The following is a 26,697-nucleotide window of genomic DNA, read 5'->3' as shown; positions in this document are numbered from 1 at the left end:
TCTAGAATGTTAAACTATAGTTTCATGCAAAACGCTCTATTTGTATCTGTTTTCATTTCCATACTTTGTCCATGCATCGGAATTTTTCTGGTACTCCGGCGGTATTCCATGATAGGAGATACTTTATCGCATGCGTCCCTTGCCGGTATCACAATCGGATTATTATGTGATCAAAGCCCGGTTCTGGGCGCTTTTATCTTTACTTCGATCTGCGGCGCTTTGATTGAATTTCTGCGAACTTATTTAAAAAAGTATACCGATTTGATTTTAACGATCGTGCTGTCCCTCAGCGTGGGCATTGCCATTACAATCATCAGTTCCGGAAAGCTTCACGCCAACGCGGATTCCTTTTTGTTCGGAAGCGTTCTGACTGTTACTGAGTTTGACATGATCACCGTACTTGTTCTCAGTATGATATCCGTATTAACACTCATTTTTCTTTACAATCAAATGCTCTATATTGCGTATGATGAAGAAGCCGCTAAAATAGCGGGTGTAAAAGTTAAATTGATTAACTATGTGTTTTCAATCCTTGTTGCATCGGCGATTTCAGTCTCCATCCGTATTGTTGGCGTCCTTGTTTTAAGTTCCATGATTGCTCTTCCGGTGGCTACTGCGCTGCAGCTCGGGAAAGGTTTTAAATTGACCCTTGCTTTTTCCATCGTGTTCAGCGTTGTAGACATTTTATCCGGACTATTTATTTCATACGATTTAAACGTTGCGCCCGGGGGATTTACAGCCCTTGTTTCAGTAGTTGTACTTGTGGTTGTCATTTTAGTCAGAAGAATAGCATCACAAGTAAAAATTAAAACATCGTAAAAAATGCGGCGTTTTCCTCGCCTGTCTTAGGCGGAAATGAGCGATATATTACTTTTTTTCATCCTTTTGACTGCATTCCTTACAATATCCATAGATCTCAATGTGGTGACTTTTTACGTTGAATCCATATTTTGATTTCATGATCAGATCAAATTGACCGTAAGGACAGTCATCAATTGGCATGATTTTATTACAGCCGAGGCAAATCGCATGATGGGTGTGTTCAGACTTCATGTACTCATATCTGGCCACACCGTCATCCGTTAAATTCATTTTTAACAGGATGCCCTTTCCTGTCAGCGTTTCGCAAGTCCGATAAACAGTAGATAAACTGAGTTTAGCATTATTTTGATATAAAGCAGAAAAAATTTCATCAACTGTTTTTGGTGATGAATCTTTCAAAATTTCAAGGACAAGAATTCTTGTTCTTGTCCTTTTTATATTTCTATTTTTCAACAATTTTTCAATTTCCGTTTGGTTTGGCAAGTTTTTCACCTCTTATATAATAATATTATTACTGATATTAAATAGATCTAATTCCTTTTGTGATGGACTTGTCTAAAGCTTGGGCGCCGCGCAATAAAATATGCCCCTCTTCAAGGTCAAATTCTTCCGCCTCATAGAGCCGCGTTTTGCACAATTCTGCGGATAATCCCGTTCGTAACCTACATGACTTGATTGGCAGTGTTTTCTTCTTAAATTGTACAGCAGGAAGAAAAAACTGTCAATTCAAACAGAAGGTAGCCGTACGTGTTTTCAGGCCGCTTGCCTTGAATTTTTATTCGTATTGAATGCAACAACAATTACTTAAAAACAGCGTCGCCTCTGATGCCAGCATGACATCAGAGGCGTATCTACCTTCATTCTGTTTTAGTTCTTGCCTCATGGATTTTGCACGTTTCATTGCGAGGTGAGCGGCAAAAACCGGATTTCCATGACAGACGTACTCGACGGCGTTGAAATTGGAGAATTGAAGATACCGGGAACCGCGCTTTTCCATATGTGCATAGCAGTTCCTGAGTTGCCCGGATTGGCAGACCGAGGGCATCCTATATAGCCAATTTGGCGTGGACGCACTCTGACGCCATATGTGCGGCGCAGTCCAGTCCCAAAGATGACGTATTGACTGCCAGATCATAAAGACGGACATCAAGGCGATCGGACTTAGTGAACGCTCGATTGTAAGCGATCCTCTGCCGATCGTTCTCTTCGATCTTTTCTTTTGCCGCCTCTTTGGAAATCTGAAACAGGGAAGCAACGCGCTCAATGCGTTCCGGCAATTCGGCCGTAACAAAAATCTTCACATGTCTCGGATTCTCTCTCAGAACATAGCGACCCGCCCGCCCTAAAATCACCGCCGAAGTCTTCTCGGCAATTTTGAGAATATATTCCGACTCCAGGTAGAACAGTTCCTTATCGCTTGGGTGATACTGCGGAATCCATCCTGCAGCCGGTACGGTATACAACTGTTGCGTAAGCTTCTCCCACACGGAAGACAGTCGTCCGTCGCGGTGCTCCAAATCCTCTTCCGCCAGATGAAGCTCATCGGCTACCTGTTTCAAAATGTCGCGGTCCACAAATGGGATGTTAAATTCTTCTGAAAGTTTTTGCCCGATGTACGCTCCTCCACATCCGAGCTGGTGGCTGATCGTTACCACATAGCGTTGTTTTCCCACAATCGATGCGCTCCCTTACCATAAGATCAATATTTGCGGCTCCTCCGCCAAAATGATTAGTCTATCGCATTTTCTTCTTTTGCAACTTCATTTTCCAGCTTTGTTTCCCGTTCCCTATCCAGCCTGACATTGCGAACATACAGCACCATATCAATCGTAATTTCAGCGATATTAAGAAAATAGAAAATCCAGCCCAAATAGAAAAGGAAGTCCAATCCTTCTCCTGACGAGAACTGCATAAATTCCCGTATGATCCCAAATACATAGCCGATCCATAAGAAGACCTCAAAGAAAAGGCTTTTTCCTTTCGCGGTTCTGGCTGTATAGGAACGGTAGATGGAAATGAGCCATGAAAGCCCAAAACACAGGATCATGAGTGCTTCCAACAAATTCATTGCATCGTTGCTCCATTCTCTTCTTAAAAATTTACTTGTACTTTTGCAACGACTCCATTATACTGGAAGCACAAAAAAATGTGAAAAGTATATTCGACATACCGACTATAATGATTTGATATATCAGGAGCGAAAGATGAGTGCAAATTATGACTACTATCGGATTTTCTATTACGTCGCCCGATACCAGAGCTTTACAAAAGCCGCGAATATTTTGCTGAACAGCCAGCCGAACATCACCCGCGGCATGAACCATCTGGAAAGTGAGTTGGGATGCAAACTTTTTTTTCGGACAAATCGGGGCGTGACGCTGACTCCAGAGGGAGAACGTCTGTATGCGCATATCGCCATTGCCTACGAACAGATTCGAACAGGGGAAGAAGAATTAGCGGGTGACAAAAACCTGCAAAGCGGGATTCTTTCCATCGGCGCAAGTGAAACGGCCCTGTATGGCCTTTTGCTGGAAAAGTTGAGCAGTTTTCACCAATCGTATCCCGGAATACGGATCCGGATCTCGAACCAGTCCACGCCTCAGGCCGTGGCCGCGCTGAAAAACGGTCTTGTCGATCTTGCTGTGGTAACTACGCCGACCGGCGTTGACAGGACACTGCGGGAAATTCCTTTGAAATATTTTGAAGAAGTTCTGGTTGGAGGACCTCAATTCGCTTTCCTCGCGGGAAAAAACATTCACTTGCGGGAATTGGAAAAATATCCGCTGATCTGTCTGGAAAAGAATACAATGACTTTTGAGTTCTATAACCAATTGTTTCTGGAACACGGATTAACCCTTCAGCCCGACACCGAGGCGGCCACAACCGATCAGGTGCTGCCCTTGATAAAGAACAACCTTGGAATCGGATTTTTACCGGAAGATCTGGCAAAAGATTCGCTTGCACGAGGCGACATCTTCCGCATTTCCCTGGCGGAAACAATTCCGAAACGAGCCATCTGCCTGGTGCGGGATGACCGGCGTTTTTTAAGCATCGCGGCAAGAAAGTTTGAAGAAACGCTTTATCATAAAAATGAAATAGTGAAGTAATTTTCACTTGCCTTTCTACAGCATTTCCAGTTAATTTTGCACTGTGTTTGTATTCCTCCCCCGCCTTCGGCGGGGGAGGAATACGTCTTGGCAATTAAAGCGGAATTGCTGTAAGCAGTGTTATGCTTGTATTTTGACCTGAACCCCGAAAGCTGAGCCAGTAGAAAAGCAGCCCGGTATTCCTGCGGGTTTGAACTTCTGCTCTTTCACGCTTCTCTTTGGCTGTGTCGCAGCAGCCCCCTCGCGGAAAGGCAAAAAAGCCGTTGTCCCCGACTCGGCGGAACGCAAAGAGCGCATCCGATCAATCAGGGGCAACATTATTTTGATGAGCGATAGGGCAATCTCAGGTTCCGCCGTTCATGTCCCCGAGGCGGAGACCAGAGCGGCAGCCTTTTTATTCAAACGGATTTTCGGTTTTATAAAGCAATCCCTTCGGCTGATTGAAAGCGATCTCCGGGACGCCGAGCGCGCGGAACACCGTAAACAGCGCGCTGCCCGCGTGGGCAAAGGCCACGGCGCCGTGATGCGGGAAATGCCGTTCAATCAGAACATGGCGGTAGAAGCGGCCCATTTCCGGTATGGCGAAGATACCGATTCCGCCGAAGGAGCGGGTGGCAACAGGAAGAACCTCTCCCTGCGCGATGTACGAGGTCAGCTTGCCTTCCGCGCTGCCCTGCAGGCGGAAGAACGTGATCTTTCCGGGGGCGATGTCGCCCTCCAGCGTACCGCGGGTGAAATCGGGTGTTCCGCCGTTTTCAAGCAGACGGTTCTGAATCAGCTGATATTTGACCGCCGCGCCTTTGGAAAGCTTGCAGAACGGAGTGTTGCCGCAGTGGAAGCCCATGAAGGTATCCTTCAGCGTATAGGGATACTTCCCGGCGACATCGGATTCATAAAGGTCATTTGGCACGCTGTTGTTGATATCCAGCAGAGTGACGGCGTCTTCCGTCACGCAGGCTCCGATGTATTCGCTCAAAGCGCCGTAGAGATCCACTTCACAGGCCACAGGAATTCCGCGGGAGGTCAGACGGCTGTTCACGTAGCAGGGCTCAAACCCGAATTCTTTCGGGAAAGCCGGCCAGCATTTGTCCGCGAAGGCCACATATTTTCTCGAGCCCAAATTATCCTTCGCCCAGTCGAGCAGGGTGAGTTCAAACTGCGCCATGCGCGGCAGAAGATCCGGGTAATGGTTCCCGTCCACGCCGAGCTCCGCGGCCATATCAGCCACAACTCCGGGGATGCGGGAATCGTCCTTGTGAGCGCGGTAGGCAACCAGAAGATCGAGCTCCGAATTTTCCTGTACTTCAACGCCGAGGTCGTAAAGCGGCTGAATCGGCGCGTTGCAGGCAAAGAAATCCTGCGGACGGGGACCGAACGTGATAATTTTGAGCGACTTTACGCCGATCAGCGCGCGAGCCGCCGGGACAAATTTCGCAATGCTCCCCGCTAGATCATCCGCCGTACCGACCGGGTACTCCGGAATAACCGCCGTAAGGTGGCGCAGGCCGAGGTTATAGGAACAGTTGAGCATGCCGCAATAGGCGTCGCCTCTGCCGTTAATCAGGTCTTTTCCCGTTTCTTCCGCGGCAGCAACGTACATGACCGGACCGTCAAAGTATTTGGCGATCAGGGTTTCGGGCGTTTCGGGGCCGAAATTGCCTAAAAACACCACCAGGGCATTGCAGCCGGCCGCCTTGACTTCCTCAACGGCTTTCAGCATATCCCGCTCGTTTTCCACTGTTGTTTTCGCTTCGTAAATGGCGCCGTAGTTCGCCGTATAGGAATCCACAATCGCTTTTCTTCTCTTTTCGGAAAGCGAGATGATAAAGCAGTCGCGGCTGACTGCGATAATTCCAAGCTTTACTTCAGGGATATTCGTCATTTCAAAAACACTCCTTTGTTAATGAAAGCTCCATTTCAGAGCATCATAGAATTTGACGTACTTCGCATAATGTTCCTCATAGCATGCGACATTTGCGGAAATCGGCGCCGTCATGCTTTCCGAACGGATCAGAGGCACGGTTTCCTCCAGGCTTCCCCAGATACCGGCGGTTACGCCGGCCGCCAGAGCGGCGCCGAAAGAGCCGCCCTCCGCGCTGCCGTACACGGTTCTCACGGGAAGATGAAAAACATCCGCGAAAATCTGACGCCAGAGCGGACTTGCCCCACCGCCCCCGGCGATGACAATCTCGCTTGCGTCTTTCGCACTCATCAGTTCGTAGACCTGACGCAGCGAAAACGCGACGCCCTCCAGAACCGCGCGGGCAAAATGGCCTTTGCCGTGGCGGGAGGTTACACCGAGGAACGCGCCGCGGGCGAAAGGGTCGTTCAGAGGCGCGCGCTCACCGGAAAGGTACGGCAGGAAAAACATTCCTTCACTGCACGGAGGAACGGAAGCCGCCTCGCCATCCAGCAGAGCGAACGCGCTTTTGCCCTCCTCTTTCTCCCTCCGTATTTCATCCTGACCAAGAGAATTCCGGAACCACTGGTAGGAACCGGCCGCCGCAAGGGTCACACCCATCGCACTGAACGATCCGGGTTCATTCCCGCAGAAAACCTGAAGCATCCCGTTGGGATTCGGAAGAAACGAAGCAAGCCCCATGGCGACGACGCCGGAGGTTCCGACCGTCACCCCCGACCCGGCCGGATTTTGCGAGGCCAAGGCCGGTTGTTGAGATAACGGCGTCGCCGCCGCCTCCCCCGACGGGAATTCCGGCAGACAGGCCGGTGACATCCGCAGCGCCTTTCGTTACATAGCCGGAAACAGCCGTCGATTCCACCGCCTCCACGAACATTGTCGGATCAAGGCCTGTTTTCCGGATCAGATCGTCGGACCACCGGCGCTCCCTCACACAGAAGAAACCCGTACCGGAAGCATCGGAAACATCCGTTTTAAGCTCCCCCGTCAGCTTCAGCCGAATATAGTCCTTCGGGTTAACGATATGTACGGTCTTTTGATAGTTCTCGGGCTCGTTTTCCTTCATCCATAGGATTTTCCCGCCGGTGTACCCCGTAAGCATCCTGTTATTGGTCTCGGCCAGAAGAGCATCCGGTCCCCCCGCCAGTTTCGTGATCTCGTCGCACTGCTTTTCGGTTCGCTGATCGTTCCACAGAATTGCTCGCCGAACCGCATGATTTTCATGGTCCAGCGCCACCATGCCGTGCATCTGCCCCGAAAGGCCCACGGCACAGACCGTTTTCCCGTTCAGCCGCGGAATGATTTTGCGGATTCCCGCCGCAGTACCGTTCCACCAATCCTCAGGGTCCTGTTCCGACCATCCCTGCTGAGGCGCATAGCAGGGGTACTCCTCCGTGACGGAACCCAGAATCACTCCGCAATCGTCCAGAGCAAGGATTTTGCATCCGGAAGTTCCAACGTCGATTCCAAGGACACATTTTTCAGACATCGTATTTCCCCCGTTACACCCTAGTATTTTTGCCCTGAAGGCCCACGAAAGCTCCGTCCGCCTGCAGACCGGACTCCGGATGTGCAATCATCCACTTGTTTTTGGCAAACAGCAGTGCGTCCTCTCCCTGTGCCGCCGGTTTTGCTTCCAGCGGAAGGTTCGTGCCACGCGGAAGAATGATCGCGTCCCGGAAGCCCTCCGGTGATGTGCTGCACGGGGCAAAGTGCAGCGTCGTCGCATACAATTCAACCGCGGTTCCAGCCGGAACGAGGAACGCTTCCACCCGTCCGGTATCATAGGTAAACGCCGTGCTTACATCCTGCAGACAGCCAAGCAGAAGGATGAGCTCCGTTCCCGCGATATTGATCTCGGAACTCCGATGATATTCCAGAGCGTTGAGCTTATCATTGCTGCCGTTGCAATAGCCCAGCTCGATCGGAAGTCCGCCGAATTCCCGGTTCTGAAGCTCACCAAAAATATCCAGCTTTTCCAGTTCCGGGTCGGAAGCCACATAAACCGTTGCATCCGGCGGGCAAGGGGTCTTCTTCAGCCTGCTCAGAAGCTGGGCGCAGTTGAGCCCGGAAACGACTCTGCCGTATTTTCGAAAGGCATCGTCCCGGATGGATTGAACCGCGATTGTGTCACTCATGATTTTCACTATCCTTAAATATTAAATTTAATTACAACTTTTAAAAAATACTTTTCATAAAGTATGATAACATTCTATTTTCACCCTGTCTACTACATGAAAGAATAAAACCCTCACTAAAATAAAAGACTTATATAAAACCTGTAAAAATTCGTCCGGATATAAAATATAAAAAAGATACGTGTTATGATTTTTACAAAAGAATTCTATCGGAAAACGCAGTAAGGTTTCCAGCAAACTTTGGAAAAAGGTGTGTTAAGTTTGAATAATCTTCAGGTAAGAGATGTAAACAAGAACAGAATCATGAATTTTCTCTACTCCAACAACGGGGCAACCAAGCAAAACATCGCCGATTCTCTCAGCTTGAGCATGCCGACGGTATCCCTCATTCTGAAGGACCTGGAAAAACGCGGCCTGGTCACGAAATCAGGAACACTGAAATCTTCCGGCGGAAGAAAACCGTTCGTCAACTCACTGGACTACGGCGCGCGGCTCTCCTGCGGGATCGAAGTCACGCAGAACCATCTCCGCTTTGTGGTAATTGACCTCGGAGAGAGTATCCTGTTCTATAAAAAAATCCGTGAACCGTTCCGGAATGACGAGAAATATTTCAGGGCCATGGCCGAAGAGCTAGACCTCTTTCTGCGGGAAAATCACGTGGATCTCAACAAGCTCCTCGGGGTCGGCATTGCCGTGCCCGGGCTGGTAAATTCGAAAGCCGATCTTCTGGAATACAGTCCCACTCTGCACGTAAAGGACCTTCCGATCGACAGTCTGAAAAAGCAAATCCCCTTTCCCGTCATGGTCAACAATGAAGCAAATCTGGCCGGTCTCGCCGAAATCTGGCAAATGGATGAAGTGGAAAGCGCCGTCTTCCTTTCCGTCAACAAAGGCGTCGGCGGGGCCATTATCATTGACAACAAGCTTTATAACGGCATCAACGGCTACTCCGGAGAATTCGGCCATATGACGATTGTGCAGAACGGGCTGCCCTGTAACTGCGGGAAAAATGGTTGTCTGGAGGCGTACTGTTCCACAAAGGTTTTAACGGAACCGAATTTTGAAGACGTGGATGATTTCTTCGCGGCGCTTGAAACGGGAAACCAGTACTGCAAGCAGAAATGGGATATTTATCTGGACTATCTCGCCACGGGGATCAACAACATCCGCACCATTTTCGATGCCGAAATTATTATCGGCGGCGAAATTGACCGCTATCTGGAAAAATACTCCGGCATACTTATGGAAAAACTTCAAGCGCTTCATTCCTTCTGCGGCGAGCCTGACTATCTTCATTTCAGTAAATTCAAAGACAAAGCGAGCGCGGTCGGGGCCGCGCTTCAGCAGATCGACTCCTTTCTGAACGATTAGAAAGAATACGCCGATCAAGCCCTTCCGGGCATAGGATCGGCGTTCACAAAACACAATTTACTTCCGGTCAATCGAGTCGGAAAGATTCTTGCCGCCGTCCCCCGGGGACCCTGGTCCCTGTCCGCTTCCCCGCACGGTAAGCGAATTTTTATATTCCCGCCATGCATAGAGTCCGAACGCAATGGCAGCCAGAAAGAAAACAACACTCGCAAGCACGGTAACCAAGAGCGGCAGGGAGCTTGTGTGCTTCACCTGCGCAAAGACGATTCCTTTCGTCAGATACAGAATATAGAGCGCAACCAGAATGCGAAGAGTCAGCTTGATTCCGGCATTCTTTTTCTTTGTACGAAGTTCCTCTGATTGAACCTGCATTTGTTTTCCTCCCGCTTTTCACTCGACCCCGAGCGGGCGATGAAATTCCATTTTCGCATTCCGAAACGGGAACCGCCTTCAGCGGACGGTGCGCGCCGCGCTTCGGGTGCTGTTTCCAACAATTTCTTTTATGAAAACCGCCCGCAGTGCGGCGCGCCCGCAGCGAATCCCTCTGACGGATTTCCCCGCCGAATCGCGAAACGCAATCAGCCTTACTGCTTCCCTACCTTATGGTTCGAAACGACATCGAAGATAACGGCCGCAAGAAGAACAGCGCCTTTCACAACATACTGCCATTCGTCCGGAAGTCCGTAGATCGACATGCCCTGATTCATAACGCCGAGCAGAATCGCACCGATCATAATGCCGGAAACAGTACCGGAACCGCCGTAAGCAGATGCTCCGCCGATAAAGCAGGCCGCGATTGCGTCCATTTCGTAAGAGTTGCCCATGTTGCCGTCGACGGAACCGATGCGGGCCGCCACCAGCAAGCCGGAAAAGCCCGCCAATACGCTCATGAGGAAGTAAGCCCAGAAATAGACGCGCCTCGGGTCAATACCGGACAGTTTTGCGGCCTTTTCATTGCCGCCCACCGCGTAGAAATAACGGCCGAAAGCGGTTTTCATCGTAATGAACGCAAAGATCAGAACCACCAGAAGAATCCAGAGAAGCATAACCGGAATGCCTTTATAGTTGGCGAGCTTCCAGCAGTATGCGATAATCAGGGCATCGATAATGATGACCTTGACCAGCGTGGTGACCAGAGAATCAGCCGCATAGTTCTTTTTTACCTTTTTGGCCCGGCCGGAAAGCATCAGCACGGTCAGCAGGACCGCTACCGCCACGCCGACAATCAACGCCGAAACATGAAAAGACTTGGTGTCCATACCGGGAACGTCAATATAGGAAATAAAGGTATTGAGGAACGCTTCATTCTGAATGTTGACGGTTTTGGAGGCCAGGACGACACGGCCGAGCCCGCGGAACAGGAACATACCCGCCAGAGTCGCAATAAACGGGGGGATGTGGATATAACCGATCCAGAAGCCCTGCCAGATGCCGATCACAGCCGCAATCAGCATGGCAATCAGAATCGTTGGCAGCGCTCCCATGGAGTTTTGGTCCATCATCTGCGCCGCGACGGCGCCCACAAGGCAAAGCGTGGCGCCGACCGAAAGATCAACGTTTCCGCCGGTCAGAATGCACAGCAGCATGCCGCATGCCATAACCAGAACATAAGCGTTCTGCAGAAGCAGATTGGAAATATTCTGGGCGTAGACCAGTCTGCCGTTCGTTAATACCGTGAAGAAAATGAAGACCACAACCAGAGCGATGGTCATCGTGTACTTTTTAATAATTGAAGATGCCTTTGTCATGCTTCTGCCTCCTACGCTTCCTTTTGTTCCTCTGAAATGCCCTTTTTATCGGAGTGGAGAATGGCTCCCATGATCTTTTCCTGCGTCGCTTCATCGCGGCTCATTTCGGCAACCAGGGAGCCTTCGTTCATCACGTAAATTCTGTCGCACATCCCCAGAAGTTCCGGCAGTTCAGAGGAAATCATTACTACCGATTTTCCCTGCGCAACCATATCGTTCATGATACAGTAAATCTCGTACTTTGCGCCGACATCGATGCCGCGGGTCGGTTCATCCAGAATCAGAACATCCGGGTCCGCAAACATCCACTTGGAAAGCAATACCTTTTGCTGATTTCCGCCCGACAGATTCCCGACCAGCTGCTGCACGGTCGGTGTCTTTATATTCATTACTTTTACATACTTTTCCGCAACATGGTTCTCCATGCCGACATCAATAACGCCGTGTTTGTCACACACCTTTTTGAGCCGCGCCATTGTGGTGTTCTTCGCAATCGTGTCGATTAAAACCAGCCCGTTGGTCTTCCGGTCCTCGGTTACGTACGCGAGGCCGTGCTCGATGGCGTCCTCCTCGGTTTTCAGGTGCACCTCTTTGCCGTTCAGATATTCCCGGCCAGAAATGCCGCTGCCATAGCTCTTGCCGAACAGCGACATGGCAAGCTCGGTACGGCCAGCGCCCTGCAATCCGGAAAACCCGACGATCTCGCCCTTATGTACATGGAAGCTGACGCCGTTTACCACCTGCTTCTCCGTATAAATCGGATGATGAACGACCCAGTTCTTTACTTCCAGTCCGATTTCCTCGCTGACCTTGTGCTCTCTGGCGGGGAACCGGTTTGTCAGCTCGCGTCCGACCATTCCTTTAATAATCCGGTCCTCATCAATGGTACGGTCCTCATTGTCGATGGTCTCAATCGTCGCTCCGTCGCGGAGCACGGTAATCCGGTCGGCCACATAAGCAACTTCGGACAGTTTATGTGAGATGATAATGGAAGTCATGCCCTGCTTTTTAAACTGCAACAGCATATCCAAAAGCATTTTTGAGTCTTCTTCATTCAGGGAGGAAGTCGGCTCATCCAAAATCAGCAGCTTTACGTTTTTGGAAAGCGCCTTCGCAATTTCAACCAACTGCTGTTTTCCGGTCCCAATGTCTTTAATCAGGGTTGTGGCCTTGTCTTTCAGTCCCACCTCTTCCAGATGTTTCGTCGCCTGACTGTATGTCTCGTTCCAATCGATACCGAGCTTTCCGTTGCGCTCATTTCCGAGAAACATATTCTCGCCAATGGAAAGCTCCGGGATCAAAGCCAATTCCTGATGGATGATAACGATGCCAAGCTTTTCACTGTCATGAATGCGTTTAAACTGGCACTCCGACCCATTAAAGAGAATTTTCCCCTCATATTCGCCGAATGGAATGGTTCCGCTTAAAACATTCATCAGGGTTGATTTGCCGGCGCCGTTTTCTCCGACCAGTGCATGAATCTCACCGCGCTGCACTTCCAGATTCACATTATCCAATGCCTTGACACCGGGATACAATTTTGTGATGCTCTGCATAACTAAAATATTGTCTGGCAAGTCAATGCCCCCCTGACTGTGTATTTTCATCTCTGCTTTTATAAATGAAGAGCGGGCGGGGCTGAATAACCCCGCCCGTACAAGCCGTTCGTATTATTTCTTTGCCTTCGGATATTTGCCATCCATCGTGTAGTAACCGGTGTCGACAAGCTCTTTCTGGATGTTGTCTTTGGTAACGACAGTCGGGACAAGCAGATAGGAAGGAATAATGCCTTTTTTGTTGTCGTAGGACTTCGTGTCATAGGAGCAGTCGAACTTCCAGCCCGAGGACTTAATCAGGCTTTCGTCCGGCTTTTGGCCGTTCAGCATCGCCATGCCGATATCAAGCGTGGCAACCGCTTCGTTCGCAACAGCCTTGTAGACCGTCATGGACTGTTTGCCGTCAATGATATTCGCAAGGTTTGCTTCGTCGCCGTCCTGGCCGGTGATGATCGGGGTGTTGCTGCCCATATAGTCGGAGCCGATTGCCTGCGTGACGCCCAGCGCGGTGGAGTCATTGGAGCAAAGAGCAACATCCAGCGTGGTCTTGCCGTTGGAATAATAGGAACCCAGAATGTTCTGCATGCGGTTCATCGCGTTCTTGGTATCCCAGGACTGCGTCGCAACCTGCTGGAACGTTTTCTGGCCGGAAGGAATCTTCAGAATTCCGGCGTCTATGTACGGCTTCAGGAGATCCATGGCGCCGTTAAAGAAGTAGGTCGCGTTGTTGTCGGCCGGATCGCCCGCGGTGAATTCGATGTTGTAGCTCTTGGACTTGTCGTCCGGCTTCAGGCCCAGCTGGTCGACCACGAACTGCCCCTGCAGCTGACCAACCTTGAAGTTGTCGAACGACACATAGTAACTGATCGCGTCGGTGTTCATGATCAGACGGTCGTAGGAAATGACCGGGATATTCGCGCTCTTGGCGGTATTCAGAACATTGGAGAGGGAATCGCCGTCGATGGCCGCCACAACAAGAAGGTCAACTTTATCGGCAATCAGATTCTCGATATCCTTTACCTGCTGGTCGATTTTGTTGTCGGAATAGGTAAGCTCCACGCTGCAGCCCTTTCCCTCGAACTGGTCTTCCAGGTAAGAACCGTCGCGGTTCCAGCGCTCCAGAGATTTTGTCGGCATGGAAATACCGACTTTCTTTCCGCCGGCCGCCGGGGCGGACGCCGCCGAGCCCGCCGCGTCTTGAGCGGCTTCGGAACTTGGTGCCGCCGCCGAACTTTGGCCCCCGGCGGATCCATTGCTGCAGGCCACCATCGATGCCGTCATCATACAGGCCAATACAGCTGCAATTAGTTTTTTCATCAATACTTTCCTCCTTACATTTTTCCTGATTCATTGATTACAAAAGCCCGAAGAGGCAAAACACCTCGTCTGAGTCCTGAACCTGCTGGATACCCTCCTATTACGCGTCAGATTAAAAACATAAACATAACGGCGAAGAAAAAATCAAGTGAAAAGAATGAAAGGGATTAAGGGCCTGCCCTGCGCCGGCCTTCCGTGAAAGAGCGGACCGGATTTTCCAAATAAAGTAATTTACTTACTTTTATAAATGATATTTATTTAAGTGTCTAAATCATATAACAATCAGGCGGTAAAGTCAATATATTTCTGTGCAGTTTTCTATTTTTAGTCATTATCCCCAATGTTTATTTTGCTGATTTGGGACAAATACAAGTCAGACACTCTCGATATATTTCTTGATATAGCACCATGCAACACCCATCATATTTGCCTTTCGCGGGTACCGGCCGAGCCGTAAATACTCCGAGCCATCCTCAAAGGTATCCTTTTGCTCCACCATGCGTTTCAGTTCCGGCAGGTAGGGTTCCAGGTACTGGGAAAGGAATCCGCCCAGAACGACGTCGCAGTCCAGCATCATATGAATATTGTTGATCCCGATCGCCAGATGTTCCAAAAGATCTTCCCATAAAAGCCGGTATTCCCGGTTTCCCTGTTTGAGCCCGTCGAAAAACTCCTCAATCGAAACACCTATTTTCGTGCTGATGCGAAGGGCGGAGCAGTAGGCCTCCAGGCATCCCCGTTTTCCGCAGCTGCACAGCAGTCCGCCCGGCTCCACACACATGTGGCCGAATTCGCCGCTTCTTCTGTTTTTCCCGTAATACTGCGCACCGTTGATTAACACCGCGCCGCCGACCCCGTTCTCCAGATAAAGGTAGGCGATATTGTTGCCCACCGTGTTCCGCGACCCGAACCACTCCGCAAATCCGCCGCTGGTCCCGTCGTTTTCAATATAGGTGGTGTAAGGGATCGGCTCACGGATTGTGCTCAGGCTGATATTCCGCATCTGCATGGTGGGCGACAACTTTACCTCGTCCTTTTCTTCGTCCAAAACAGCCGGAAGCGTAATGCCTACGCCCAACATCCGGCTGCGGTCCAGCCTGTTCTCGTTCAGAAAGGTCTCCAAATCCCCTGCGACCCGCGCTCCAATTTCATTCATTTTCAGGGAACCGATCGCAATTTGTTTATAGGCAAGCTCGCTTTGCTTCAGATCGGAGGCCAGAAAATGCACTTTATCCGCTGTAATGGAGATCCCCACTGCAAATTTGATATCGCTGACGATGGAATAGCCGATTGCTCTCCTGCCGCCCGTCGATTTCTGCACCTTTCCGACCTGAATGAGTCCGGCGTTTAACAGTTCCGTGATATTCTGGTGCACGGTCGGCAGACTCAGCCCGAGTTTTTGCGCGATTTCATGCTTTGACGGAGGGGACTCGGATTCATAGATGAAACTGTAAATACTGTTTCTGGTCAGCCTGCGCCTTTCGGTTACAGGTACTTTTAATTCCTTCATAGCTGTTCTCCATATTTAAGTTACTTTTGCAAAAGTATTTTATATATTATAATAAATTTTTTCCCCTTTTGCAATCCCTTGCTCGAATGGAGCAATCCGTAAACCTCCCATCACAGAACAATAAAGGAATCGATTTTTTGACTGATCGTAATTTCCGCTCGTTGCTTTTCTTTTCCTCTTAATCCTTTTCCTAAAAATCATTTCCTATTATTCATGGAAAATAGCGAAGTCGGCCGGGAAACGCGGATTTTATCTTGTTGGTCGAAGAGGTATTCGTTCTCAGCTGCGGCTATACACTGAACTCATCCACGCTCTACGGTCCGGTATCGCATTGAGAATCAAATTTAAAGAACGTTATATCCAAGATAAGAAGTGTCCAGCGCCATTTTCGTTTCGATAAATACCGCGTTTAAGCGGGCAGCGGCAGGTGTATAGTCTTTCAGCAGCATAATCAGGCGGTTTTGTACTTCCGCGGACTGCAAAGCCGGTTCGGGCAAAAACAATACGGTTACGTCATGCTCGCCGCCGTACAGACCGGAATAACGAACCAAAACTTCTTTGGAATGATCGCCGTTCCAGTTTTCATATTCAACGATTCGAAAGGGAACGGGATCTCCGCAAAAATTCTTCAAATAAATTCGCAAAAGCATCTCCATGGCTGTCCGGGTTCCCTTCCAGCCCTGGAGCCAGCACGCAACGGGAATCAATTCCCGCATCTGTTCCGGGGAAAACTGACCGTATCCATTTCGAAGTCCGACGAGCTCTCCCACAAAATTCAGAAACGGCTCCGGTGTTTGATCCGGGTCGTACAGCATTTCCGGAAGTCGGTCAATGATTTTCTCCAGCTTCAGATAAGGCTCCTCAAAAACAGCCGTTAGGCGGTCCAGCAGCGGATCGTCCTTGTAAAGATCCGGCAGATGGTCAAAAAAAGGACGTTCTTCTATATTGTACATACCGATTGTCCTCCGTTAAGTAAAAAGCTCAAGCCTTATCGATTCGATTTCAAAACAAAGATTCTTTGTTTCCCTGATTTTATCCAGATCCGTTCCTTTGTATTGAATCGACAGGCGTTCAATTTCCCTGACCGCCGGAACGGACAGTATTTCCATGCGGATTCCGCCGATGTCCGGGCGTTCGCCGATCCTTTTTCTCTCGGCGGCACCGGTGAAAATGTCTATTATTTTTGCCCGGCAGGCTTGTGAACGCCCCGTGTCAGCGTCAAGCCGAACCATGCAGGAAACATTTAATGGCGCCAACAGCGCCTGCCGGATTTCCAGGCGCGTCGTCAGAAGGCAGTGAGGCTTGATTTCCTGATAGATCCGGCCGAGTTCTTCCGATGTCAGTCGTCCTTTCCGAAAGACGGTCAGGCGCAGCATGCCGCCGGTCTGTTCCGCGCGTGCCTTTTCGGGCCGCGGCGAAGAACTCAGGGCCAGCATTTCATAATCCCGGAAAGTCACTGCGCTTTTTACCTGCTGGAATTCCCGCACAAATTCCGCACTGCGCTGCGGAACCGGTTTTCCTTTGGTGCCCGGGGCGACTAAATCGAAGTAGGCGTTCAGAAAGCGGTCTCCGGTCTGATCAAGATAATAGATCTGAATTTCCGTCATTGCGGCCAGCAGCTCTAAAAGCATGATTCCGGTGTCCTGCGGATTGAAATCCGTCCACTTGTCCGTCAGGAGAGGAATTCGGGCGACGGCCTCCTCAAAAAGCCTGCGGTATTTTTTATCATCCAAAACAGGAAGTTCCATCATGCTGAAATCTCCACCTTTATTTTGACGGGGCCGGGAACGTCAAACGGACCCGGCGTGATTTCTTGAAGATCGGTGGTACGGCCGTTTTTTAAAACGGCCGCCGACAGGTCCGAAATCTGCAGCCTAGGGAAACCTTCCTCCAGAAACGACAGGATCTGGTCGAAGGTCGGAAGACGTCCGATTTCCCAGCCGTCGCCGCGCAAGCCGCCGCCGATTGGATCGAAAAAGGCGGTAAGCTTTTCTTCCAGCGTTTCAATTTCTTCGCCGATCGGCTGATCCTTTGCGCGAACGTTCAGGCTGCACACCATCGGTACCGAAACAGCCCGCAAAATTTCGATTTGCGTTCCGGCCGTCCGCGCAGCTCCGCAGGCTCTAAAAAAGGGAGCAGCGTGCGGCAGATTCTCGGAAAAACGACACGGCTGTCCGGAACATCCAGCAGTACCGCCAGCCGGACCGGCGTTCCGCCGATGCAGCGCGCCCGGTATATTTCAGGGCAAAGGTCGAGGGCCATAAGCTCGTAATCCTTCTCCGTAACCGCATGGCCGTGGGTGTAAAGCAGATTTTCAGCGCGGGACGCCAGTTCTTCGTCTTTTTCGCTGTCGTAACCATCCAGCACTGGAAATGGATTCCGTATGGATGCAATGTAGGGAATTTCCTTCCTCATTTTATTGATTGCACCAGCTGCGACGTTGGCCCGTTTCCCGTCTCCCGTGTCGTAAACGATGAAGATCACGTCGTCCGGCGTCGAAGCCCGATAAAATATCTGCGGAGGAAAATAGATTCTTCCGCTGCTGTGGTCGATTTTGTACAGGCCCTGCCGGAATTCACAGCCCGGCAGGAATTCTTTCCAAAGCTCCCATTTCCCGTCGTCGGCGGATTTCACAAACACCCACGTTTTGATCAGATTGCCGTGGGGGAGCTGAAGAATTCCGCTTTTCGGCAGGTTTTGGAGCGGGACACCCCTGCGGTGCCGGACCCTGTTTTCGACCCGTTGTGCGTTCAGATAAAATCCTTTGATCTTCAGCCCCTCGGAATTCGCCGGTGGAGTCATCCGGATCCAGTATCGCTCCGCGCCGAACAGAGATCTTTTTTGAACCGATGGAGGGGTAAGGAAAGAAATCAGCCCGCTGCGCCGCAGTCCGCCCGTTTCGTCGTCGACGGCCATTTTGACCCATCCGGTTTCGCCGAGGATTTCCATCGTCAGCTTTTCGTCCGCCTCCTGCGGCTCGTCCAATGCCGCGCACATCTGAACACGAAGATTGCCGGAAAGCCAGTCCAGTCCGAGGAACAGGGATTTCGACCGGCAGGGCGGCGCGGAAAAAGGCCGAACCGGAAAATCCGCGGGCAGCTCGGCCCGGTCGCCGAAATTAACGGTGCGAAAACGTTCCGGACGCAGCGGGCTTAAAAAGCGATAAGAAAACCGCGCGTTCTGAATACACGGCGTATGGACGCGGCGCGGCAGCCGATACAGCTCCCTGCATTCCCCGCAGCTCAGGCGCAGGAAATATCCCTTCCTGCCTCCATACTCCCCCAAGCTGATATCATCCGGGCAGTCGAAAACGAGCCGCAGCTCCCCGTCTTTTGAAAAGTCGTCCGCCGGCCCGCATTTCCCGGATACGGCGCGGAAGGATTTTCCGTTCCAGTACTCCCATTTCACCGAGGATGCGAAAGCTTCCTGAACTTCTTCTTTCGGCTTCGGTAGCGGCTTTCGCATGATCCATTTATAGTTGACCGCTTCTTCCCTCTGCGGCGGGAACTCCTCCATCGTTTCAACGGACAGCCGGAAACTCAGGGTGATTTCCGCGCCGTGTTTGGAAAGCGCCTCGCCGCAGAACACACCGCATTCTTCGAACGGATGAAGAATCGGCCGAAACGGATAAAACCGGTTCCCGTCCAATTCACAGTCTCCCATCACCACGGCGTCCGGACTCAGTCCGCTCTTTTCCGCGCATATCTCGATCTGTTCAAAGGACAAATCGCGGGCGGCTCCGTCCAGCAGCTCCAGACTTAAGCAGGCCAGCGGCTCTTTGCTGCGGAACCCATCCGCGGAAAGGGCCAGCCCGCTGTTTTCTTTCGGCGTCACGCGCACGGATTTCCCCAAAGCGCCGTCCGGCTCCGGGGACCAATCCGTCAGGCTCCAGCGGAACCGCGCAGGGTCGGCGAGCGCCCCGGCGGGCAAAGGTGTATCCTGCAGGCGGACATTCATAGAAAGAGTGACGTCCAGATTTTTCCCTTTGCCGCCCAATACGTTGCGAAAGGCCATGTCGAACCGGTGGCGCCCGTCCGGTTTTGCCCCGCACCATGGCTCGAACGCTTCGGGCGACGGGTCCCGCACGTCCGAATACACGCGGCAAGCCGTATCGGCAGCACAATCAGCCCAAAGGATATCCCGGATCGACGACGGCACAACCCAGAAATTCCATTTGGTTCGGAATCCTACCGATTCCCCGCCGTCCTCGGGCACAGCGGTCAGCACGGTCCCTTCCGGAATTTTGACTGGGCAGCCATATCCTTTCACCACCTGAAAAACGACAAAAGTATTGGCCACCTGCGCGGGAAAATGAGCGGCCTGAAGACAATTCAGAAAGGCGATGCGGTGCTTTTCCGGGGTCCGGTTCAGGCGTTCCGCCGTTTCTGACCAAAAATACGAATAAAGCGTAAAAAGCGTATTGGCGAGGCCCTTTGGGTCGGAAAACGTGATCCCCGAATCCCCGGCGGATTTTTTCACTTCGGCCAAAAGCTCTTCACGCGATTCTGAAACGATAAGAGGCATTTCCCCCTTCTCTTTCATCTTCCACCCCCCTCTTCCAGATAAAATGGAAAGACGAGATTGTCCGGACGGTTGGTGGCGCGTACGGTATAGGAAACCGTGAGAATAACCTTTCCCCTCGAAAGCTCAGAATCGTCGACAGCCGCGCTCACATGATCCACCCGATGCTCCCAGCGGCAGACTGCCTGGACGATCTCGCTGCAAAGTAGATGGCGGCAGGTTTCGCCGGGCAGATCGAACACATAATCCCACAGGCGGCTTCCGAATTCCGGTAGCATCGGCCGCTCCCCCTGACGCGTCATCAGAATCACATAGATTGCCTGCCTGATCTTTGCTTCCCCATTTTCCGGCTCGATTTCCCCGTCGGCTATTCGAAGCGGAAACGGGAAGCCTCTGCCTAAAAATCCATTCTCCATAGAAATGCCTTTCACCGATTAATTGATCTTGGTTATGCTGCCCTTGATGGTCATAATTCCCTGCGAACTGATTTCCACCATGGAACCGGAAAGCGACGTTTTCGTCCCCTGAACCGTCAGTTCCCCGCTGCTTTTAGCCGAAATGGCGCTTGCCTTCCACTGCAGATTCTCACCGTTTACGGTAATTCCTCCATCCGAACCCATCATCACGGACGAACCGCCGGTTTTCAGTAAAATCTTTTCTTTTGCACTGATTTCCGCCGTACCGTCCGCGTCGCTGATTTTTACCTGATTTTCACCCGCTGAAATTGCGGCGGTTCCATCCTTCTCCGAAAAGATCATCGAGATTTTTTTCGGCGTTTTTACCGAAATGCTCTCTTCGCCCTTTTCGTCGGAGATTTCAATTAAGTTTCCTCCGGCGGTTACGATCCGCTTGTACGCGTTGGTTTCGTGATACGAATCTGAAAGCATGCGGTCCTTTACCGTACAGAGGCTTCCCAGCACGAAAGGCCTGTCGAAGGAACCGTTCAGAAAGCCGACCACCACCTGTTCGCCGATTTCCGGCAGCGCGCAGATCCCGTAAGCGTCGCCCGAAAACGGAACGACGACTTTAACCCCGTCCAGAACGGCCCTGCCGGTTCCCTCGCAAATGAGTTCCACCTTGAGCAGCCCCTTATGGTCTTCGTCATTGTTCGCCAGAACGGTCGCCGGCAAAAATTCGTAAATTTTTTCGCTTTCCGGAGCAAACGGGTCCATTTTTATTCCATCCTTCCCGTAATCGTTGTCGTGAACTGCGTTTCGTCCATACGATGAATCACCGAGGTCAGATACAGGTTCCCGTCCAGTTTTGGGCTGAACCGGGTCAGGCTGACGGAAAAACCCGGCAGAAGTTCGGGCAGGCCGGTCAAACGGACGGATATTTCGCTTGCCATTTCACGCCTTCGCCTCATTTGCGCCTCGGCCAGTTCCTGCGCCGCTTTGTCATCGCCGGCAGAGGAAAAAAACTCCGCGGAACGCTGCCCGATCAGGCGGCCGGCGTCGCTGCTCTCCGCAGCAATCGACTGCGTGTTCTCCGCCTTGCCCAGCGCGCGTTTTTTCTCGCCGTCCCTTTCGTCGTCGGAGCCGCCCCGTACCGTAACCGATTTGATATATCCGGCGGAACTCAGGGCGGCGTGGAACCGTTTGATTCCCCGGTCGGAAGAAAGCTCCAGAAGAACCGGGGCGGAGTCGGGCTTTTTTCGTAAGAGCAGCTTTCCCTTGCAGACGAAGAACTCCAGACCGAACCTTTGGGCCGTGCCGCACAGAAAGCGGTAATCGTCCGTCTGCGCCGGAGAAAACGGGATAGGATTGTCCAGTTCAGGAAGGCCGTCCGTTTCCGGGGAACCGCAGAGCACATTGTAGCCGCGGGCGTTTTCTCCTGAAAAAAAGCTCCGGATCGCCTGCCGGTAGGTCAGCCCCCCCGTTAAACCAAGTCGGCCGTTTCCCATCATGGCCCCTTTGACATCCATACACAGCAGGATCATCCGCGGCGGGTCTTCTTCTCCAAGCTCGTATTCCAGCCGGTAAAGGTAACCCTTGAAAACCGATTCGGTTACAATGTAGCCGAGTTCCACTTCCACGATGGAGCCGAGGGGCCATTCGTCTTCGCACAGGAACCGTGAGTTTTTGCGGTCGTAAACTCCGCCGAGCGTCACGGAACAGATTCCGGCGGAAAGCTCGGTCCCCGTGACGCACTCCACCGATTCGATCCGCCAGGCTGCGGCGGAAAGCGGACTCCCGTTCATGGAAACCTTAGCGGTCGGGGCCCGCCAGCCGTTGTATTTGGCTTCCAGCTGTTCGTATGTATACTGCGCCATGGATTCATTCCTTTCCGCCGGGCATGGCGGGGATGGTCAGGGTAACGGCGGGGGAAAGTTTTCTCGGATTCTCGATGCCGTTGGCCTTTGCGATGGTTCTCCAAAGCTCCGGCGAACCGTAGGCCTGATTCGAAAGCGACCACAGGGTATCGCCCTGACAGACAACCTTTGCCCTCGTTCTGTCCGGGGAGTTGTTGAAACCGGCGACGAGGTCTTCGTCGTTGCAGCCCTGGATACTGAGCGCAACTTTCGCGCGAACCGGAGTTCCGTTTTCGGCAAACATGGTAAATGTTTCCTGTATTGACAAAATGTCGCCGACAAAGGAAACCTTCCCCCATGAGAAACGAACGTGAGGGGGCGAATGCAAATCGGGTTCAATCTTAGTAAAGCCGTGCAAAAGCCGATATTGGTCGCGAACGTCTTTCTGTGAAGATTCCGCCGCTCCATATACGAACGTGTCAAACAACAGCTCGACTGACAGAGTCGCAGGCCCGCTTTGCAGGAATGCGTCGTCGGCCATCTGCCCGGAAGTTAGCCTTGAGTTCTTCTGAAACGTATTTGTCTGCGAAACGGAATAAGTATTTGGATTGAATTGCACGTTTAGAAAATCGCCTTGAACTTTTCTGCTCTTCGGGTCATACGCCGCGATAACGGCCTTCTCCACGGCAGCGCCCCCTTTTTCCTAAGTTCCATTTTTCCGATCTAGAGCCAAATACCCCTTCGTTCCTGATCCAGCCGCATACGCTTTTCCACCTGCTCCAGAACCTGCCCGGCAATTTTTTTCGCGTCCACACCCCGGCAGTCGTCCGGCTGCGGCTGCGCAGCGCTTTCCGCGTCCAGATGGATCTCACTGACCGAACGGGTATCCCGAACGGATTTTTCCCGGACGATATCCGTATAAAACGGTTCCCCCGCAGTTTCCGAAGCCGATTCCGCACGGGTCGGATTGTGCATGTGAACGGCGTAAAAGCTCCGGATCACATGGTACGGTTTCGCATTCAGATATGCCCTCATCCGATTCAGCCGCCTCTGGTTGGAACCGATGTTTTCCCCGCGTTCCATCAGCGTGAGCTCCCGGTCGATTTCTCGCTGCAATTCTCCGTCGATGATCGCTTGGGCCGCGGCACCGACGCTGCCCCAAACTGCGCCCGCCCGGTTTTCTTTCATCCGGGCATTTTGCCGGATCATTACCCTGACGGAAATATGATTGACGGTTTTCAGGTTATTCGTAATATTGGATGTAACTCTTTTGATATGGGATTCGGGTCCCCGCGCTGGATTTAGCAAGGACATACGGGCTCCGCTGAAATTTTTCCCCACGCGGCAGAAAAGCGGCTGAATCAGCGGCTTCAGGGCAATCGTGCCCGACCTGATCACCAGAATATTCGGTTTCATTCAGAATCCTCACACGTGAGCGTATCATAAACCACTTCGACCGTTTCCAGAAGGATGCCGCCGCCAGCCGCGTCAAGGTCGGAAACCTTCCATTTGCTGACCATCCACCCGTTCACACGGTATGTCTTGAGAATTTTGGTCTGAGAGCGGTCGTAGATACAGATGGTCATGAGCTGCTGCTGCCTTACGCCAAGCAGGCGGCTCATTTTTCGGTCCAGGTATTCTTCGCAGCAGCCCCTTTCAAAGATCAGCTTTTTCAGTTCGCTTTGAGGCCGGATCAGCGCGTGGGCATAGCCGTTCACGCCGCCTTCCGGAAAAGCCTCCAGATTGAGCGATTGCTCAATGCTGCTGACTTTGGATGCGCGAAAAACTCCTGATTCCGTGTCTACGATAAAATTAAAGCCGAGTAAAAGTCGGTCGGTCAATGTTTTTCCCATCGTTTCCTCCACTCCATTCAGTTGACTTCAAAGGGATTTTTCGGGCGTCCCGCCATACTGTCGTGAAGGTCGGAGATCTCGCGGCAGAAGCGGCGCCGTTCCTCGTGGGGCAGAACCAGAATTTCGTCGGCCGTCCAGTGAAGGTAGTAGGCAATAAACGTAATTTCCCGGTATAGCTCCCGTTCCGGGTAAACGCTTATTCCTCCCGTGTAAAATTTAGCGGTATCTCAAACTTTTCTCCGCACTGCGGGCATACCGCAGAAACCGTCCGGTCTTCCAGCCCGTTCAGGCGCTGATACATATCGTTCAGGAAGGCTAGGTCCCGCGCGAAAAGGCGCTCCACCACGTCGGTGCCGACCTCCTTCAGGGTACCCAGCCGGACAATAACCCTGCTGAGGATCAGAATGGTCAGGTAAGACGGGTTCTGCTGCACGCGGTAATCCTTCATGGGCAGAATTTCGTCCGCCGCCGTGGCAAGGCGCATCACGCCGTCCCGGTGAAGGGTTCCGGACTCATCCACATATCCATTCGGCAGCGTAAATTCGTATTCCGTCATAAGAGGCATATTCAGTCACTCCTTACTTTGTGCGGCTCAGCCCTTCATGACAGAGCTCAACACTTTCATATGCGTTTTCATTTTGCGACGCCTTGAAATCCGGCGCCGTGTATTTGGTCGGCCAGGCGTTCTCAAGCGTCCACTCCGCTTTAACCGTGGAGTTCTTTTCGTCCATCAGTTGTATGGTAACCTTTTTCTGCGTTACGTCGCCGCCCGCTGTCTTTGCGATCCAGTCGGAAAATTCCTTGCTGTCCGAAGAACCCCATTTCAGTGTTACATTGGAGTACTTCACCATACCGGGAATCATCTGCAACGACATGGTTTTCTGGTTTCCCTCCCGGTACTCGATATGCTGTACCTCGACATCCGCGGCGCTGACTTCGGAAAAACCGGCCTGCTTAAAGCCGTCGATCAGCACGGCGTAATTGTATTTTTTAAACGGATATGCCATTCTTCATTCCCCCTTTAACCATTCTGTTCCATAATCTGAGTGATTCGGAAGATGACAAATTCAGCCGGGCGCACAGGCGCCACGCCGATTACACAGACCAGTCGGCCGTTCAGAATATCGTCCTGAGTCATGGTGCTGCCTTTTCCGATATTGACAAAGTAGGCCTCCGCTTCCGTCGCCCCCATCAGCGCGCCGTTTCGCCAGAGTGTGCCGAGAAATGAGGCGATGCTGCCGCGCACTTTAGTCCAAAGAAGCTGATCGTTCGGTTCAAACACGGCCCAGCCTGTATTCCGGCGTATCGTCTCCTCAATATAGATAAACAGTCTGCGCACGTTGACGTATTTCCAGCTTGGATCGCTGGAGCAGGTGCGCGCACCCCATACACGGATGCCAAGGCCCTGAATATTCCTGATCAGGTTGACCCCGACCGGATTCAGCATGTCCTGCTCCGGTTTTCCGAATACGGTTTCCAGCCCGGTGCAGTTCCGAAGGACCTCATTAGCCGGCGCTTTATGAACCCCGCGCTCCGTATCGGTGCGCGCGTAAACGCCCGCCATGGTCCCGGAGGGCGGCATATAGACCGATTTCTTTTCCAGCGTTTCAAAGACCTGAACCCAAGGGTGGTACATCGCTGCAAAGGAACTGTCAAACTGTGCGCGGTACTGTTGCAGGTCGGTCACTTGATTCATACCGGACGGCATATCCAGAATACAGACGCGGTTTTCCATTTCCGCGCAGTGCGTTACGATCTCCTGTACCTCCGCCGGGTCGGTTGCTCCCGGGCAGACCAAAATGCTGACCTCCGCAACATCTTTCATGGCACAGAGTCCGCTGCGTCGGTTCGGGCCGTCATCCGTCCCCTTCAGAACAGCCGCGTTGATCTTGTCAGCGGGATTTTCTCCCTTTGCGCAGTCGCACCCGCCGGTCAAAGGTACGGTAACCCAATTCCCGTTTTTCTTGTCTTCTTCACTGTCCGGAAAGAGAGAATACAAATCCGGCACCTCTTCCGCTGGGGTGTATTCCGCCCTAACGAGAAGCGATTTTTCCAAAAGGCGGACAAGATAGCCGTCCGATTTCGGGTCCATTGAGACATTTTCGTAGGATTCTTCAAATTCGGGGCTGGATACGAGCAAATTGCAGAGTTTGTCGTTGACAGGACTTCTTTTGCACGATACCCGAATGGAATCACCCCAGGCCCCTACGCTGGACGCCGTGATTTTCAGGGTACCGAGATCGGCCGCGGAAGCCTGCGCGCCGGTTCCATCCAAAAGGCGCATCACAAAGCACCGCGAGCCGCCGTTGGCGAAAAACTGCTCCACCGCCATCGGCAGGAAACGGCGCTGCCCATAGATTCCCTTCGGCAGGTATCCGCCGAAAATGCGCTGGAATTCCGCGAAGCTACCCACAAACTGCGGAACGCCGGTCAGCGGTCCTCTGGCGGTCATGCCCACGAAACCCACCGTACTGGTGCTGACCCCGTCCATCGGTTTGATCCCCGAATCGAATTCTTCCACATAGACTCCCGGTGATAAATATTCAGCCATTATTCCTCGTCTTTAACGGGGTCACTTCCCGCAA

General features: G+C 51.9%; 29 protein-coding genes. 3 read left to right on the top strand and 26 right to left on the bottom strand.

Translation table 11 applies throughout. The annotated features are described in order from the left end of the window. Nucleotides 1–6: 6 nt before the first annotated feature. Nucleotides 7–819: a metal ABC transporter permease gene (locus HCR03_RS17875; RefSeq protein WP_066643734.1), complete on the top strand. Its 813-nt coding sequence runs from the start codon at nucleotides 7–9 to the stop codon at nucleotides 817–819. Nucleotides 820–867: 48 nt separating this feature from the next. Here the strand turns inward: HCR03_RS17875 and HCR03_RS17870 are convergent, their stop codons facing one another. The 3 genes from HCR03_RS17870 to HCR03_RS17860 form a co-directional block, all read right to left on the bottom strand. After that, nucleotides 868–1,305 carry a Fur family transcriptional regulator gene (locus tag HCR03_RS17870; protein ID WP_066643736.1) on the bottom strand — a complete coding sequence of 146 codons (438 nt, stop codon included), beginning with the start codon at nucleotides 1,303–1,305 and terminating at the stop codon, nucleotides 868–870. A gap of 563 nt (nucleotides 1,306–1,868) precedes the next feature. Then, nucleotides 1,869–2,495, bottom strand: a complete 627-nt coding sequence (locus HCR03_RS17865) for a cytidylate kinase-like family protein (RefSeq protein ID WP_066643738.1) — start codon at nucleotides 2,493–2,495, stop codon at nucleotides 1,869–1,871. Nucleotides 2,496–2,551: 56 nt separating this feature from the next. Next, nucleotides 2,552–2,890 carry a hypothetical protein gene (locus tag HCR03_RS17860; RefSeq protein WP_187035718.1) on the bottom strand — a complete coding sequence of 113 codons (339 nt, stop codon included), beginning with the start codon at nucleotides 2,888–2,890 and terminating at the stop codon, nucleotides 2,552–2,554. Between the two features lie 136 nt (nucleotides 2,891–3,026). Here HCR03_RS17860 and HCR03_RS17855 point away from each other — a divergent pair, with 136 nt between their 5' ends. Next, entirely contained in the window at nucleotides 3,027–3,929 is a 903-nt protein-coding gene (locus HCR03_RS17855) for a LysR family transcriptional regulator (RefSeq protein ID WP_187035716.1), read from the top strand. 394 nt (nucleotides 3,930–4,323) lie between these two features. On the opposite strand, the gene HCR03_RS17850 is transcribed toward HCR03_RS17855, so the two are convergent. From HCR03_RS17850 to HCR03_RS17835, 4 genes are read right to left on the bottom strand one after another with little or no spacing between them, the layout of a single operon-like run. After that, nucleotides 4,324–5,811, bottom strand: coding sequence for an L-fucose/L-arabinose isomerase family protein (locus HCR03_RS17850; RefSeq protein WP_187035713.1), 1,488 nt, complete (start codon nucleotides 5,809–5,811; stop codon nucleotides 4,324–4,326). An 18-nt stretch (nucleotides 5,812–5,829) separates the two neighbouring features. Continuing rightward, nucleotides 5,830–6,561, bottom strand: a complete 732-nt coding sequence (locus HCR03_RS17845) for an FGGY-family carbohydrate kinase (RefSeq protein ID WP_187035711.1) — start codon at nucleotides 6,559–6,561, stop codon at nucleotides 5,830–5,832. Continuing rightward, the gene (locus HCR03_RS17840; protein WP_187035709.1) at nucleotides 6,470–7,336 is read right to left on the bottom strand and encodes an FGGY family carbohydrate kinase; all 867 of its coding nucleotides are present in this window, start codon (nucleotides 7,334–7,336) and stop codon (nucleotides 6,470–6,472) included. The genes HCR03_RS17845 and HCR03_RS17840 overlap by 92 nt, the downstream gene beginning before the upstream one ends. Nucleotides 7,337–7,349: 13 nt before the next feature. Then, nucleotides 7,350–7,973 (bottom strand): DUF4867 family protein, encoded by a 624-nt coding sequence (locus HCR03_RS17835; RefSeq protein ID WP_066643811.1) that lies wholly within the window; start codon nucleotides 7,971–7,973, stop codon nucleotides 7,350–7,352. A gap of 273 nt (nucleotides 7,974–8,246) precedes the next feature. On the opposite strand from HCR03_RS17835, the gene HCR03_RS17830 reads away from it, so the two are divergent. Further along, the gene (locus HCR03_RS17830; RefSeq protein WP_066643743.1) at nucleotides 8,247–9,356 is read left to right on the top strand and encodes an ROK family transcriptional regulator; all 1,110 of its coding nucleotides are present in this window, start codon (nucleotides 8,247–8,249) and stop codon (nucleotides 9,354–9,356) included. A 57-nt stretch (nucleotides 9,357–9,413) separates the two neighbouring features. On the opposite strand, the gene HCR03_RS17825 is transcribed toward HCR03_RS17830, so the two are convergent. The 19 genes from HCR03_RS17825 to HCR03_RS17740 form a co-directional block, all read right to left on the bottom strand. Beyond that, nucleotides 9,414–9,728: a hypothetical protein gene (locus tag HCR03_RS17825; protein ID WP_066643744.1), complete on the bottom strand. Its 315-nt coding sequence runs from the start codon at nucleotides 9,726–9,728 to the stop codon at nucleotides 9,414–9,416. Nucleotides 9,729–9,940: 212 nt separating this feature from the next. After that, nucleotides 9,941–11,104, bottom strand: a complete 1,164-nt coding sequence (locus HCR03_RS17820) for an ABC transporter permease subunit (protein WP_187035707.1) — start codon at nucleotides 11,102–11,104, stop codon at nucleotides 9,941–9,943. Between the two features lie 11 nt (nucleotides 11,105–11,115). Then, entirely contained in the window at nucleotides 11,116–12,711 is a 1,596-nt protein-coding gene (locus HCR03_RS17815; RefSeq protein WP_407926820.1) for an ATP-binding cassette domain-containing protein, read from the bottom strand. A gap of 63 nt (nucleotides 12,712–12,774) precedes the next feature. Further along, nucleotides 12,775–13,977 carry a substrate-binding domain-containing protein gene (locus HCR03_RS17810; RefSeq protein ID WP_066643747.1) on the bottom strand — a complete coding sequence of 401 codons (1,203 nt, stop codon included), beginning with the start codon at nucleotides 13,975–13,977 and terminating at the stop codon, nucleotides 12,775–12,777. 373 nt (nucleotides 13,978–14,350) lie between these two features. After that, nucleotides 14,351–15,487: an ROK family transcriptional regulator gene (locus HCR03_RS17805; protein ID WP_066643748.1), complete on the bottom strand. Its 1,137-nt coding sequence runs from the start codon at nucleotides 15,485–15,487 to the stop codon at nucleotides 14,351–14,353. A 344-nt stretch (nucleotides 15,488–15,831) separates the two neighbouring features. Next, nucleotides 15,832–16,440: a phage tail protein gene (locus HCR03_RS17800; protein ID WP_066643749.1), complete on the bottom strand. Its 609-nt coding sequence runs from the start codon at nucleotides 16,438–16,440 to the stop codon at nucleotides 15,832–15,834. A gap of 15 nt (nucleotides 16,441–16,455) precedes the next feature. Further along, nucleotides 16,456–17,238, bottom strand: coding sequence for a hypothetical protein (locus tag HCR03_RS17795; protein WP_187035705.1), 783 nt, complete (start codon nucleotides 17,236–17,238; stop codon nucleotides 16,456–16,458). Continuing rightward, nucleotides 17,235–17,546 carry a hypothetical protein gene (locus HCR03_RS17790; RefSeq protein WP_187035703.1) on the bottom strand — a complete coding sequence of 104 codons (312 nt, stop codon included), beginning with the start codon at nucleotides 17,544–17,546 and terminating at the stop codon, nucleotides 17,235–17,237. The genes HCR03_RS17795 and HCR03_RS17790 overlap by 4 nt, the downstream gene beginning before the upstream one ends. Next, nucleotides 17,531–20,029, bottom strand: coding sequence for a baseplate J/gp47 family protein (locus HCR03_RS17785; protein WP_187035701.1), 2,499 nt, complete (start codon nucleotides 20,027–20,029; stop codon nucleotides 17,531–17,533). The genes HCR03_RS17790 and HCR03_RS17785 overlap by 16 nt, the downstream gene beginning before the upstream one ends. Continuing rightward, complete coding sequence (locus HCR03_RS17780) at nucleotides 20,026–20,424, bottom strand: GPW/gp25 family protein (RefSeq protein WP_066643752.1); 399 nt, start codon at nucleotides 20,422–20,424, stop codon at nucleotides 20,026–20,028. Before HCR03_RS17780 ends, HCR03_RS17785 begins: the two co-directional genes overlap by 4 nt. An 18-nt stretch (nucleotides 20,425–20,442) precedes the next feature. Further along, a complete protein-coding gene (locus HCR03_RS17775; protein WP_156989437.1) occupies nucleotides 20,443–21,180 on the bottom strand; it encodes a phage baseplate assembly protein V in 738 nt (245 codons plus the stop codon). Between the two features lie 2 nt (nucleotides 21,181–21,182). Then, nucleotides 21,183–22,280: a phage late control D family protein gene (locus HCR03_RS17770; RefSeq protein WP_156989436.1), complete on the bottom strand. Its 1,098-nt coding sequence runs from the start codon at nucleotides 22,278–22,280 to the stop codon at nucleotides 21,183–21,185. Between the two features lie 4 nt (nucleotides 22,281–22,284). Further along, the gene (locus tag HCR03_RS17765; protein WP_187035698.1) at nucleotides 22,285–22,944 is read right to left on the bottom strand and encodes a CIS tube protein; all 660 of its coding nucleotides are present in this window, start codon (nucleotides 22,942–22,944) and stop codon (nucleotides 22,285–22,287) included. Between the two features lie 38 nt (nucleotides 22,945–22,982). Beyond that, a complete protein-coding gene (locus tag HCR03_RS17760; RefSeq protein ID WP_156989434.1) occupies nucleotides 22,983–23,675 on the bottom strand; it encodes a hypothetical protein in 693 nt (230 codons plus the stop codon). After that, nucleotides 23,672–24,112 carry a phage tail protein gene (locus tag HCR03_RS17755; RefSeq protein WP_156989433.1) on the bottom strand — a complete coding sequence of 147 codons (441 nt, stop codon included), beginning with the start codon at nucleotides 24,110–24,112 and terminating at the stop codon, nucleotides 23,672–23,674. The genes HCR03_RS17760 and HCR03_RS17755 overlap by 4 nt, the downstream gene beginning before the upstream one ends. Nucleotides 24,113–24,129: 17 nt before the next feature. Further along, nucleotides 24,130–24,267, bottom strand: a complete 138-nt coding sequence (locus HCR03_RS20710) for a DUF6760 family protein (RefSeq protein WP_407926882.1) — start codon at nucleotides 24,265–24,267, stop codon at nucleotides 24,130–24,132. 41 nt (nucleotides 24,268–24,308) lie between these two features. Further along, on the bottom strand, nucleotides 24,309–24,677 hold the full coding sequence (locus tag HCR03_RS17750; protein WP_187035696.1) for a phage tail assembly protein: 369 nt from the start codon (nucleotides 24,675–24,677) through the stop codon (nucleotides 24,309–24,311). Between the two features lie 13 nt (nucleotides 24,678–24,690). After that, nucleotides 24,691–25,119, bottom strand: a complete 429-nt coding sequence (locus HCR03_RS17745) for a phage tail protein (protein ID WP_066643760.1) — start codon at nucleotides 25,117–25,119, stop codon at nucleotides 24,691–24,693. 14 nt (nucleotides 25,120–25,133) lie between these two features. Continuing rightward, entirely contained in the window at nucleotides 25,134–26,663 is a 1,530-nt protein-coding gene (locus tag HCR03_RS17740; protein ID WP_156989431.1) for a phage tail sheath family protein, read from the bottom strand. Nucleotides 26,664–26,697 lie beyond the last annotated feature (34 nt).

This window comes from Caproicibacter fermentans (assembly GCF_014303955.1).
GTDB classification, from domain to species: domain Bacteria; phylum Bacillota; class Clostridia; order Oscillospirales; family Acutalibacteraceae; genus Caproicibacter; species Caproicibacter fermentans.
Note: the sequence above shows the minus strand (reverse complement) of the source record. Positions and strands in the feature narration are given on the sequence as shown.